Annotated in this window: 2 protein-coding genes; both read right to left on the minus strand. The window is 74.9% G+C overall.

Features of this window, described 5'->3' with window-relative positions:
* Positions 1–25: 25 nt before the first annotated feature.
* Positions 26–9,709: a non-ribosomal peptide synthetase gene (locus tag HZS56_RS02320; protein WP_253913604.1), complete on the minus strand. Its 9,684-nt coding sequence runs from the start codon at positions 9,707–9,709 to the stop codon at positions 26–28.
* 17 nt (positions 9,710–9,726) lie between these two features.
* A complete protein-coding gene (locus tag HZS56_RS02325; protein WP_253913605.1) occupies positions 9,727–13,659 on the minus strand; it encodes a non-ribosomal peptide synthetase in 3,933 nt (1,310 codons plus the stop codon).
* Between the last annotated feature and the right edge of the window lie 290 nt (positions 13,660–13,949).

Below are 13,949 nucleotides of genomic sequence, written 5' to 3' on the forward strand. Positions count from 1 at the left end.
TACGGGACTCGGGAGTACGGCGCCGTCAGCGGGCGGTCGGTCCGTCGGCCGTGTCCCCGGCGACGGTCGTGCCGATGACCTGCGCCACGGCCGCGGCATGCGGAGGGCGGACGACGCCGTAGTGCGTCGTGGCCAGGACCTGCGGGCCCGTCGAGTCCGGCAGGTCCGGCAGGTGGGGACGCCAGTGGGCCAGCTGTTTCCGGGGGGTGCCGAGCTGCGGCAGGCCCTCGACGGGATCCCGCGCGAGCCACAGCCGGGTGGGCGTCGTCGTGATCCGCGGCAGCCGGTGACCGGCCATGCTGAGCAGGTTGGCCCGGCAGCAGCGCGTCAGACGGTCCGCGTACGTCTCCGCCTGCTCCCCGGGCCCGGCCTCCTCGCCGCCCATCCCCAGCTCGGCGGCGAAGACCGTCTTCAACTGCCGCTCGTCGTACTCCTGGAAGACCGTGCCGCTGCCGGGCGGCGGCGGGTCGAGCAGGTGCAGCGAGCGGGCCGGACGGCCCGCCGACTCCGCCTCGGCCGCCATGCCCGCGGCCACCCAGGCCCCGAACGACCAGCCGGCCAGGTGCCACCGCCACGCGGCGTCCGGGAAGCGGGCCCGCAGCGCATCGAGGTAGCGGTGGGCCCTCTCGGTGATCGTCCACCCCGGGAGTTCCCGGCTCCGCAGTCCCGGGTCGGCGATCAGGGCCACGGTCACCCGCGGGTCCAGCGCGGCGGCCAGGAAGCGGTAGGCCTGGATGTCCCCGCCGACCGGATGCACCAGGCACACCACGTCACTGCCGGTCCCTTCCTGCCAGACCTGCAGCGTGACTTCGTGTGCGTCGAACGGCCGGTCCGCCTTCCCCCGGGCCTCCTCCAGCCGCTCCACGATCTCCTCGAGGCTGACCCGGTGGCTCAGGGAACCGAGGTCGAGCTCGACGCCGAAGGTCCGGTCGACCGTCTCGATCACGCTGAGGAGGGTCAGGGAGTCGGCTCCCAGGTCGTACAGCGACGCGTCCGGGTCGAGCCGGTCGACCTCCAGCCAGGCGCACAACTGCTTCGCCAGCAGCTCCCGCGTCGAGTCCTCCTCCGGAGCGCCGTCTGCGGTGTCTGCGGCGTCGGCGTCGGCGGCGGATGCGTGGGCCGAGGCTCCGGGCGGACGGGCGGCCGGGGCACCGGGGGCGGCGTAGAAGACGCGTGACGCCTCCGGGTCCGTCGTGGAGACCAGCAGGTGCGGCAGACCGAGCCCGACGGCGCGTGCGAAGACCCGCTGCCCCTCCTCGACGGTGAGGCCCACGGCGAGGTGCGCCTGGTGCCGCGCGTCGCCGCGCAGTGCCCGCACCGCCATGCCGGTCTCCCGCCACACGTCCCAGGCCAGCGTGAGGCGGGCGGTCGTGCCCCCGCCCGGCCGGTCGTGCCGGGCGAAGGCGTCGAGCAGCGCGTTGGCGGCCGCGTAGTCGAACTGGCCCACGCCGCCCAGGTGCGCGGACACGGACGAGCAGTAGACGGCGAGGGCCGGCCGGTGCTCCTCGACCAGCCGCTCCACGAGCAGTGCCCCGCGCAGCTTCGGCGCGAGGGCCTGCCGCATGCCCACGGCGTCGCGCCGCGCCACCAGCTCGCCCGCCGCAGTGCCCGCCGCGTGCACCACGGAGGCCAGCGCCCCGGTGCGGGAGGCGATGCGTCCGGCGACGGAGGCGGTCGGCTCGGCCGCCAGGTCGGCCTCGATCAGCTCCACGCGTTCCGCCCAGCGGGCAAGGGCATCGGGAAGCCGGGGGTGGCGGGAGAGCAGCAGGACCCGGCCGGGGGTGTGTGCCAGCAGCCACGCCGCGATGCCCGTGCCCAGGCCGCCGGTGCCGCCCAGGACCAGGTGGTCGCCCTCCTCCGCGGACAGCGCCGGGGCGGCGGTGTCCGGGGCGGCGGCGACCGGCAGGAGCACCTGCTCCCACCAGTACCCCTGTCGCAGCGCCAGCTGCCGGGGCAGGACCGCGGTCTCCGGCTCGGCGAGCAGGGCGGCCAGCTGGGGCGCCCAGGTGTCCGCGTCGGGGGCGGTGGCGGGGGCGGAAGCGGTGGCGGTGCCGGTCTTGGTTTCGCTCCCGGTCCCGGTCTCGGTCTCGGTCTTGGTTTCGGTTTGGGTCTTGGTTTCGGTTTCGGTTTGGGTTTCGGTCCCGGGAAGGTCCACCCAGTGGCCCTGCGGGGCGCCCTCCTGAGGTCCGACCTCGGTGACGCCGGCCAGCAGCGCGGCTTCCGGACGGCCGACCTCGCCGTGGACCGGTCTGGACCCGCGCGACAGCCACCAGGGCCGCAGCAGGGCCCCGTGCGGACTGCCGGACACCGCCTGCAGCAGCGCCGCCGGCGTGTCCAGACAGGCCCAGCCGGCCCGGTCGAGCGTCGCGGCGCGTACGGCCCCTTCCAGCGAGAGCGGCAGCATGTGCACCCAGTCGATGCCCGGGGGCCCGTCCTCGGCAACGGCGTCGATGACGTACCGCAGGTGGGCCCGGTCGGCGGGGTCGGCCTCGAAGCGGTCGGCTCCCGTCCGGGCGAGCGAGTCCGACGCCCGCACCCACACCACCCGGCGGCCGCCCACGGCGAAGGCGTCCACCAGGGCCGCGTCGGCCGGGCCGTCGGCGACGACGACGAGGGGGCGGGCGCACTCTCCGCGGGGAACGGTGGCGGCCCGGCGCAGGCGCACCCACTGCGGCTGGTGCAGCCACTCCGCCTCGGGCAGGCGCTCCGGAACCGGCGCCGCCGTCGCGGGCGCCGCGGACCGTTCCGTCGTGGAGTTCGCGGCGGCCACCCGCTCGAAGTCGAAGTCCGCGAGGTCGAACGACGGCGGCGGAAAGTCCCACGGCGCCTGGGCGGCACCCTTCGGCCACGCCACCGTGCGTCCCGCCAGCCATGCGGCGGCCAGCTCCGACGCCGACCGGACCTGTGCCGCCGAGACCGGGCTCCCCGGAGCCATGGCCCCTGCTACCGCCATGGCTGCTGTCGCCGCCACCTCCGCGATCTCCGCCACCTCCGCATCCGCATCCGCATCCGCGGCAGTCGGCCCGGTTGCGTCCGCGGCCGCCGTGCGGAGCCAGGCGACGGCGCTCCGGGGGGTGGGGCAGACGGACGCGATCCGCAGGCGCTCCTGCGGTCTGCCCGCCTGCAGATGGCGCAGCACCTGGCCGTAGGCGTCGGGCCTGCGCTCCAGGTAGTCGGCGATCCGCGCGGCGTCCGACCGCAGCCGGGACGCCCCGGCCGCGGAGAGCACGACGAGCGGCACGGCGCCGTGGTCCGCGGCGCTCCCCGCCCCCGCCCTCGTCGGCGGAGCCGCCTCCAATACCAGGTGGGCGTTGGTGCCACCGATGCCGAAGCTGCTCACGGCGGCCACCCGTTCCCGCCCCGCGGGCCAGGGAAGCGCCTCGGCCGGGACGTAGAACGGTGCCGCGTCGGGCCCGATCTCCGGATTGAGGGCGCGGAACCCGCGGGTGGGCGGTATGACACCGTGGTGGACGGAGAGCACGGCCCGTATCAGACCCACCGCTCCGGCCGCCGCACCCAGGTGCCCGATCTGGCTCTTGACCGAACTGAGCGCGCAGTGGTCCGGCTCCGTCGTACCGAGAGCCTGGCGCAGGGCCTCCGCCTCGACCGGATCGCCGAGACGCGTGCCCGTGCCGTGCGCCTCCACGTAGGCGACGTCCGAGCCGGGGCGGCCGCTGCGGCGCAGGGCGGTACGGACGGCAGCGCGCTGACCGGGGAGCGAGGGGGCGCTGTAACCGAGCTTGGCCGACCCGTCGTTGTTCACCGCGGACCCGGTGATCACCGCGTACACGGTGTCCCCGTCCTCCCGCGCCCGGCTCAGCGTCTTGAGGACGAGTACGCCGACGCCACTGCCCCCGATCGTGCCGTCGGCGTCGTCGCTGAACGGCCGGCAGTGCCCGTCGGCGGAGAAGATGTGCTGCGGGCGGTACCGGTAGCCCCGGGACAGCGAGGTGTCGACGAGGACGCCGCCCGCCAGCATCACGTCGGCGTCGCCCTGACGCAGCAGGCCCGCCGCGAGGTGCACGGCCACGAGGGAACTCGAGCACGCGGTCTGGGTGGTGAACGCCGGGCCGGTCAGCCCGAGGTGGTAGGCCGCCTTGGTGGCGAGGAAGTCCTTGTCGTGGTGCAGGGCGAGCTGGAACTCGTCGGGGAGCAGCGCGGGGTCGGCCTCGCGCAGCATGGCCTGGAAGTAGGTGTTCTCGCCCGCGCCGGCCACCAGCCCGACGCGCACGGCTCCGGTGTCGGCGAGCCCGGCGTGGGCGAGCGCCTCGACGCAGCCCATCAGGAGGTGCCGCTGCTGGGGGTCCATCAGCCGCGCCTCCCGGCGGCTGATGCCGAAGCGGTCCGGGTCGAACGCCAGCAGTCCGTCCATCTGGCTCCTGGCGCCGACGACGCCCTCGGGTGCGTCGAAGTACTCGATGCCGCTCCCTCCCGCGGCGATCAGCTCCCAGAAGGCGGCCAGGTCGGGGGCGCCCGGCGCCCGTACCGCCATCCCGACGACGGCGATCCCCTCGGTGCCGGCGCCGCTGCCCGTATCCGCTTCCGCGCCCGCGTGCGCACCGGAAGCCGCACCCGGTTCCGCACCCAGGCCCGCCCGCGTACCGGCGGCCGTACGGGCTCCGGTGCCCGGCGCCGCCTCCCGCGGCTGCGGCGGCTCACCGTCCGGCGGTGACTGACGACTGTCGAGGAACCGCGCCAGTCGCCGCACGGTCACATGCTCGAAGAGGTCGGCGACGGTGAGGGGCAGCCCGAGGACGGTCGTGCAGTGCAGGTGGAAGCGCATCAGGTCGAGACTGGACGCCCCCGCCTCGAAGTACGTCTCGTCGGACCCGATGGCCGAGCCCGTCGCCTCCTCGAAGGCGGCGGCGAGCGCGGCCTCCCGCCCGGACGTCGGCCCGGCGGCAACGTGGTGGGCGGCCGGCAGTTCCCGCGACGGTGCGCGCAACGCGGCCTCCCGGTCCAGCTTGCCGCTCGGCGTGCGCGGCAGGCCGGCGAGCAGCCGGAAGCGGCCGACGCGCACGTGCGCGGGCAGCAGCCCGGCCAGGTGTTCCCGCAGGCCGGCCGCGGAGGGCGTGGGCTCCCGGCACGTCAGGCACGCCACCAGCTCCGCACCGTCGACGGCCACGACGGCCCCGACGACGCCGGGGTGGCGCAGCAGGGCCGCCTCCACCTGCCCCAGCTCGAGACGGTGGCCGCTGAGTTTGATCTGGTCGTCGGCCCGCCCCAGGAAGTGCAGCAGGCCGTCGGCGTCGAACCGGGCACGGTCGCCGCTGCGGTAGAACAGGCCCTGCCCGGGCAGCTCGGTGAACCGCTCCTCGTTCAGACGCCCGTCGCCCAGGTAGCAGGGCGCGTCCACCACCCCGCCGAGGAGCAGCTCGCCCGGACAACCGGGGGGCACGGGCTGTCCGGCCTCGTCGACGACGTGCAGCACCGCGTTCGCGACGGGGCCGCCGATGGCGGGCCGGTCCGGCCAGCGCGAGGGGTCGCCGTCGAGGCACAGACTGCTGACGACATGGGTCTCGGTCGGCCCGTACTGGTTGAACAGCCGGGAGCCGGGCATGCCGGCGAACCAGCGGCGCACGGCGTCGGTGCAGACCAGCTGCTCTCCGGCGGTCACCACCTCGCGGAGCCGGGACGGGTGGCGGCCGAGGTGCACGGCGTGCTCGGCGAGCATCTGCAGCGCGACGAACGGCAGGTGGATGCGCTCGATGCCGGCGGCGTCCAACTGGTCGAGCAGCGCCGGAACGTCCTGGCGCCAGCCGGGCCGTACGAGATGCAGGCAGCCTCCCGCGCACAGGGTGCCGAAGATCTCCTGGAAGGACACGTCGAAGGACAGCATGGAGAACTGCTGGGTCGCCGCCGCTCCGCCCGGCCCTCCCGACGCCTCCTGCCACTGCAGCAGGTTGCACAGGGTGCGGTCGTACACCCGCACCCCCTTGGGGACGCCCGTCGACCCCGAGGTGAACAGGGTGTACAGGGGCCGCCCGCCCCGGTGGGCGGGCAGGGGCGGGGCCGCCGCCTCGGACAGGGTCACGGTGCGGCGCGGAAGGCCCCCGGGGTCGACCGCGTCGAAGGCGGACTGGTCCCCGGGCGGGAGCAGTACGCACAGCGGGTCCGTCTGCTCCAGGATCTGCCGCAGCAGCACGGGCGGGTACGACGGGTCCAGCGGTACGGCGGTCAGGTTCAGCCGGGCCAGGGCCAGCAGTGCCACCACGTGCTCGGCGGACGGTTCGAGGAACAGGGCCACATGGCATGGCCCTTCGCCGTCCGGCACCGGAGCCGCCGTGAGCAGGTCGGCGGCGAGCGCCGCCGCCCAGGCGTCCAGCGTCCGGTAGTCGACCGGCCCCTGAGCGGTCATCAGGGCCGGGGCCGACGGGGTCCTCGCGACCTGCCGGGCGAACCCCTCAGCCACCGTCTCCCAGGCCAGGTCGCGCGACTCGCCGCGCCCGGGCTCGGGCAGCGACCGCCGGTAGCCGGCGACCAGGTCGGCCACGGTGCCTGCCGCGTTGCCGGCCGCTGTCCCGGACGGCTCCTCGGTGAGGGCGTCCACCCCCTGGCGGAACAGGTCGGCCACCGCGGCGGCCCGCGCCGGGGTGAAGTGGTCCTCCGCGTACTCCCATTGGCAGAGCAGGCCGTCCGGCCGTTCGAGCACCGAGAGCGTCATGGGGCACTTGGCCTCGGCGGGCACCGGCCACCACGGGGACGTCTCGCAGTCCGGCAGCGTCAGCGTCTCGAAGTCGGTGTTCTCCAGCACGAAGAGGAAGTCGAACGGAGAACCCGCCCCGAGCTGCGGACTCCGTGCCTGCACGACGTCGGCCAGCGCGACGTCCTGCCGCTCCAGCACCTCCTGCGTGTCGCGGCCCAGGCGCAGCAACTGCTCACGCAACTGCTGTCCCGGTGACACGTCCAGGGGAAGCAGGACGGTGTTGGCGAACATGCCGACGCTGTGCTCGAACTCCCGCACCGGACGGCCCGCGACCGGTGCCGCGACCCGGGGCCGGGTGCTGCCGGTCACCCCGTACAACGCCCAGGCGTAGACGGCGAGCAGCACCTGGAAGCGGGTCAGCCCCGCGGCGCCGCAGAGCCGGTCGAGGGCTGCGCGGCGGACCACGTCCAGTTGTGTGTGCAGCAGCGCCGCACCGGGGCGGGCCTCCGGGGTGAGGGCCTGCTGCGGCATCGCCTGCTCGGGCGCGGCGTGCTCGGCGTAGTGGGCCAGCAGCCCGGTGCGCAGGGCGTCGTAGGCCGGGTCGGCCCGCCACTGCTCCTGCCAGACGGCGAAGTCGAGCGGGGTGGGCGCGGGGGCGGCGCGTTCCGGGCCGCTGTCCGTTCCGGCGAGGGCCGCGGCGTAGCCCTCCGACAGATCGTGCAGCAGGACGTTCAGCGACCAGCCGTCGACGGCGATGTGGTGCAGGTGCAGGAGCAGTACCGAGCCGGAGCCCGACGCGGACGGGCGCAGACCCACCCGCAGCATGCGCGGCCGGGACAGGTCGAAGGGCTCCGCGAAGAACGCGTCCTGCCCGGCGCCGGACTCCGGCTCGCCGCCCGCCCCTTCGCCGGGTGAGGCGGTCGAGACGGACGAGGCGGACGAGGCGGACGAGGCGGGCGCCGCATGCGCCCCGGACGACGTGTGCCGCTCCGTCGCCCCCGTCCACGGGTCGTACGGCTCACCCACCACCTGGAGCAGCCCTCCGGGTGCCGCCTCGAACGCGGTGCGCAGGGCGGGGTGCCGGGCGACCAGCCGCGACGACGCCCGGCGCAGGGCCGCGACGTCGACGTCGCCCTCGACGGCGAACGCCAGCCGGACGTCGTAGGCCCGGGAGTGCGGGGACTGCTGCTGGAGGAGCCACAGCCGCTGCTGTTCGCTGGTCGCGGGGGCGGACCGGGCGCCTGCCGCCGGCACGGCGGGATACACGACCGCACCGGTGTCCGGCGCCGTCCGGACGGCTCGGACGGCCTCGGCCAGCGTGGCGAGGTCACTGCCGAGCACCAGGCTCTGCGGCAGGTCGCGGTTCCAGCGCCGCCGGATCTCGAAGCGCAGCCGCAACGCCTTGAGGGAGTCGCCGCCGCACGCGATCCACGTGTCGCCCGGCCGGAGGTCCGGCAGGCCAAGGACCTGGCCTGCCATCTCCAGCAGTTCGCGCTGCCAGGGATCGGTGGCCCCGGCCGCGTCGCCGTCCGGCCGCCAGGGCGGATCCGTGCGCGCCAGCAGGGCGGCCTCGTCGACCTTGCCGTTGGCGGTGCGCGGCACGGCGCCGATCCGGAACAGGTGGTGCGGCCGCATGTAGACGGGCAGGCCGGCGGCCAGGTGACGGTCGACGTCCTCCCAGGCCAGCTCGGGGTCCACGACGAGGTAGGCCAGCAGTTCGTTCGGCCCGTCGGCCCCGACCCGGCGGGAGCACACGTGGGCCTGGCGCACGGCCGGGTGGGCGAGGATCCGCTGTTCCAGCTCGCCGGGTTCCACGCGGAAGCCACGGACCTTCACCTGGCGGTCGGCGCGCCCGACGTACTCGATGTCTCCGCGGGCGTCACGGCGTACCAGGTCACCGGTGCGGTAGTGGACGACGGGCGGCCCGTCCGGCCGGGGCAGGGGCACGAACCGGCGTGCGCTCTCCTCGGGCAGGTTGCGGTAACCGGCGGCGACACCGGCGCCGGACAGCAGGAGCTCGGCCACCTCGCCGGGGGCGGCGGCGCGGGTGGTCCCCGGCACCACCAGGGCCGTGCCGGTCTCGGGCAGTGCCCGCCCGATCGGCACCACGGGCGTGTCGGCGTCCCGCGCGACGGGGTGGCACAGCGCGAAGGTGGAGCACTCGGTCGGCCCGTAGACGTTGTACAACCGCGTGCGGCTGCCGGCGTTGTGGCGGTACCAGGAGCGGACCGCCCGGGCGTTGAGCTGCTCCCCGCCGACCAGCAGCTGCCCGAGGCCCGCGAAGCAGTCGGGCACCGTCCCGACGACGGCGTGGAACAGGGCCGCGGTCACGAACGCGGTGTCGACGCGCTCGCGCAGCAGGACCTCCGCCAGCCGTTCCGGCGACTGGACGTCGTCGTCGGCCAGGACGACGCAGCAGCCGCCGGTCAGCAGCGGCACCCACACCTCGAAACTCAGCGCGTCGAAGGCGGGACTGGCCAGACAGGCGAAGCGTGCCGTCTCCTCCAGCCGGATGTACCCGGGATGCGCCAGCCGCAGGACGCCGGAGTCGCGCACCTCGACGCCCTTGGGCCGGCCGGTGGTTCCCGAGGTGTAGAAGAGGAAGGAGACCGGTGGAGCGGTGTCGGGCGGCAGCGGCCGGTCAGCGGAGTCCCGGCCGGACCGCAGCAGTTCGTCCACCGGCACGGCCGCGGTCCGGGGCGGAGGATCCGTCGGCGCGTCACCGGCGTGCACGAACACCGCGGCGCCGGAGTCCCGCAGGACGTGGTCCCTGCGCTCCGCGGGGCTCTGCAGGTCCAGGGGGACGACGCGGGCGCCGAGACGGAGCACGCCCAGCATCACGCAGACGAGCCGCCAGCCGCGGGGCAGACCCACGGCGACGGCGTCGCCCGGGCCCACCCGCAGGGCCCGCAGCCCCGCGGCGGCGTGCGTGGCCTCGGCCTCCAGCGTGCGGTAGTCGAGCGTCCGGTCGCCGTCGCGCACGGCCGGGGCGTGCGGGGTCCGCCCGGCCTGCTCGTGCACGGCGCGGGCCAGGGACGTGGAAAGGGCAGGTGTGCGCATCATGCCTCTGGTGCCGTGGTTCATGCGGACCGGCCGTCGAGCCGGGCGAGTTCGCCGGTGATCAGTCCGGCGATACGGGGCACCCGCTCGCCCTCCAGCACGTCCCAGTGGCCGCCCGCCACCCGCTCGACCACGAGGCCGGACAGGGCCCGCTCCCGCCAGAAGCAGCGCTGCCTCTCCTCCGTGGCGGCGGCCTCGGCGGGACTCCGGGCCTCCGCGTCGGCCTGAACGAGCAGCAACGGAGCGGTCGTCGGCCGGGGAGTGTGGTCGCGGGCCGCGGCCCGGTTGTGGTTGTAGATCCGGAAGTACCGGTCGATCTGGCTGTCGTCGATCCCGGGGTACATGCCGTTGAAGCGGACGAGTCTGGCGCGGAAGTCGTCCGCGCCCACCGGCGCGAACGCGGCCCGCTCGGCCGGGTCGTCCGTGCCGTGGGTGTCGAGGAGCAGCACGGCGAACCGGTCGTGCCCCGCCTCGGCCAGCCGGCGTCCCATCTCGTGGGCGACCAGGCCGCCGTAGGAGAGTCCGCACAGCACCAGTGCCTCACCCGGTTCGGGGTCGAGGAGCGTCAGGTAGTGCTCCGCCATGGCCTCCACGGACGCCAGCGGTTCCTCCCCGGGGTTGAGCCCCACGGCCTGGACGCCCTGGACACCGATCCCGTCGGGCAGGGCCGTGGCCAGCGGCAGGTAGCAGAAGGCCGTGCCGCCCGCGGGGTGGACGCACACCACCCGCCCCTTGCCGCGGCCCGGGCGGAACTCGATCAGCGAGTCGTCGCCCTTCGCCGGCACCCCTTCCCGGACGCGTGCCGCCAGGCGTTCGATCGTGGGATGTTCCAGCACCTCCCGGATGGGCAGGTCGTGGCCGAACTCCTCACGTATCAGGTGTGCGACCTTGATGGCGGACAGGGACGTGCCGCCGACCGCGAAGAAGTCGTCGGTGATGCCGATGCCGGGATGCACCAGCACCTGCCGCCAGATCCGGTACAGCGCCATCTCGACGCGGTCGCGGGGCGCCCGGGTGTTGACCTGGGCGGCGGGCAGTGCCGAGCGGGCCTGCGCCAGCAGGGCCCGGCGGTCCAGCTTGCCGCTGCGGTTGAGGGGAAGCCGCTCGAACTCGGCGAACAGCGCGGGAATCATGTAGTCCGGCAGCCGCTCCGACAGGGCGGCGCGCCACTCGTGCGGCAGCAGGGGCGGACCGTCCGCGCGGGCCACGCCCGCCACCAGGCGGGTCTCGCCCGCCTCGTCGCGGTCGGCGAGCACCGCGGCCTCGGTGACACCGGGGACCTCCCGCAGGGCCGCCGCGACCTCCCCGGGCTCGATGCGGAAGCCGCGAAGCTTGACCTGGTCGTCGACGCGGCCGACGAACTCGTAGTTCCCGTCGGGGAGCAGCCGGGCCAGGTCCCCGGTGCGGTAGACCCGCCCGCCGGGGACGAAGGGGTCCGGCAGGAAGCGCTCGCCGGTCAGGTCGGGCCGGTTGAGGTACCCCCGGGCCACGCCGGCTCCGCCGATGTACACCTCGCCGGCGACGCCGGGCGGCACCGGGCGGCCCTCCTGGTCCAGCAGGTGGACGAGGGTGTTGCGGACCGGGCGGCCGATCGGGCAGCGGCGGCCGAGGGCCTGCGGCTCGTTGTGGGTGATGCTGTAGACGGTGGTCTCCGTCGGCCCGTAGACGTAGCAGATCCGCAGGCCGGGCAGGATCTCCCGCATCCGGTGCAGCGCCGTCTCCGGCAGCGGCTCCGCCCCGGTCGCCAGCTGACGCAGCGCCAGACCGCGCAGCCTGGTCCCGGGGTCCTCGTCGATCCACGTGATGTACGACGCCGGCAGCCAGGCGTGCACGATCTCGTACGTGCGCATCCAGCCGAGCAGCGCCTCGGGGTCGCCGCGCAGTTCCTCGGGCACCAGGTGCAGCACGGCACCGGTGGTGAGCGGGAGGAAGAGCTCGTGCACGGACGCGTCGAAACCGATGCTCGCCCACGCGGAGGAGGCCTCGCCGGGTGTCGCGCCGTACTGGTCCAGCCAGTTGCCGATCAGGTTGACAACGTTGCCGTGGCCGACGGCCACGCCCTTGGGCCGCCCCGTCGAGCCGGAGGTGTAGATGACGTAGGCGAGGTGGGAGGGCCCGGTCGCCACGCCCGGGGAGTCGTCGCGCTCGCCCTCGGCCTCCACCTGCCGAAGCGGCAGCCAGGGCCCGGGCGGGTCCCCGAGGTCGCTGAGGACCAGGGCCGGCGTCGCCTCCTCGACGATCGTCCGCAGCCGGCCGGCCGGCTGGCCCGGGTCCAGCGGCAGGTAGGCCGCCCCCGCCTTCAGGATGCCCCAGATGCCCACCAGCAGTTCCGCCGTGCGGCCGCAGTGCAGCCCCACGACCTCCTGCGGGCGCACGCCCCGGGCGAGCAGCGAGTGCGCGAGCCGGTTGGCGCGCCGGTCGAGCGCGGCGTAGTCGAGCCGGGTCTCCCCGGCGACCACGGCGGGAGCGTCCGGCCGCCTGCGGACCTGCTCTTCGAAGAGTTCGACCAGGCCGGCGGCCGGCGCGGCGGTGACCGGTCCGCGACCCTTCGCGAGCAGCTCACCCTGTTCCCGCTCGTCGAGCAGGACGAGGTCCGCGACCCTGCGCCCGGGATCCTCCGCCAACTGCCGCAGCACCCGCGTCAGGTAGCGCACGTGCCGCTCGACCGTGTCCCGGTCGAACAGGGCCCGCGAGTAGTCCAGGTACCCGACGAGGCCGCCGTCCTCCTCGTGGAGGTACAGGGTGTAGTCGAACTTCGCGGGCGCGAAGTCGATCGACAGCGGCTCGACCTGGGTGCCGGCCAGGTCGAGGAAGTCCTTGCGCGAGGTGCCCCAGGTCAGCATCGTCTGGAAGAGCGGGCCGTGGGCGAGGCTGCGCCGCGGGTTCACCGCCTCGACCACGTGCGCGAAGGGCAGGTCCTGGTGCCGCAGCACGCTCCGCAGGGAGGTGCGGACGTGCCGCAGGGCCTCGGCGCCCGTCGGGTCCGAGGACAGGTCGACCCGGTGGGCCAGGGAGTTGACGAAGAAGCCGATCTGCCCGGCGGCCGCGGACCCGCGCCGCCCCTCCACCGGTATGCCCACGACACTGTCCGTCTCCCCGGTGAGCCGGGACAGCAGGATGTGCCAGCCGGCGAGGACGGCCGCGAAGAGCGTGCACCTCTCCGCGCGGGCCGTGACCCGCAGGGCGGCCGTGAGGTCGGTGTCGAGCCGCACGTGGAGGCGGTCGCCCTCGTGGCTCTGGCGCGGCGGACGAGGCCGGTCCGCGGGGAGCGCGAGCAGGGGCGGGGCACCGGCCAGGTACTCCTCCCAGAAGGCGGCCTGTGCGGCGGCCTCGGGGCCGGTCACCCACTCGCGCTGGCGGCGGCAGTGGGCGGCGAACTGCTCCGGCAGGGGCGGCAGCGGCTGCTCCTCGCCGCGCAGCAGGGCCCCGTAGAGCGTGCTCACCTCCTGCATCATGATCTGCCCCGACCTGCCGTCGGAGACGGAGTGGTGCAGGGTCAGCAGGAGAGCGTGGTCGGAGGGGGAGAGGGCGATCAGCCGCCCCCTGGACAGCGGGCCGCGGCACAGGTCGAAGGGGGTCTCGCACTCCTCGCGCTGGTGGACGGCGAGCTGCGCCTCCGCGTCGGGCACGCCGGCCAGGTCCTCGACCCGCAGGGCGAAACCGGCCTCCGGGGGGCCGACGTCCTGACGGACCTCGCCGTCCACGTCGACGAACCGGGTGCGCAGCGTCTCGTGGCGCGCGACAACGATGTCCAGGGCCCGGCCGAGAAGCACGCGGTCCAGCGGCCCCCGGATGCGGAACGCCATCGGCTCGTTGTAGGCCGCGCCGGCGCCGGCCGTCTGCGCCAGGGTCCACAGCCGCTGCTGTCCGAAGGACAGCGGGGGACGCGGGGGAGGGGAGGAGTGGTCCCGTAAGTCGGACGAGGGGGCGTGAGGGGTGTGTGTCGCCGTCAAGTGTGGCCCTTCTCCCGTGCTGGAAAGGTTGCCAGGGGTGTGACCGTGCGAACTCCGTGACGCCTGCCTGTCGGTGGGGCAAGCGGAGCCAATCATTCGGTTGAAGTGATGACCATGTCAACGGCCTCAGGCGGGTATTCGCGGTCCGCCGGGTGCGCGCAGGGCGACATCTGACGGCAATTCGCCACCGAGCCGGGCACGGCTGCCATGCATCACCCTCGGTTACAATGCTCACTTCATGCCCGCGGCCGGAGGCAAGGGGCGAACGGCCGTCGTCGGTCTGTCGGCCG

The organism is Streptomyces mayonensis, from assembly GCF_018982965.1.
Classification (GTDB): domain Bacteria; phylum Actinomycetota; class Actinomycetes; order Streptomycetales; family Streptomycetaceae; genus Streptomyces; species Streptomyces mayonensis.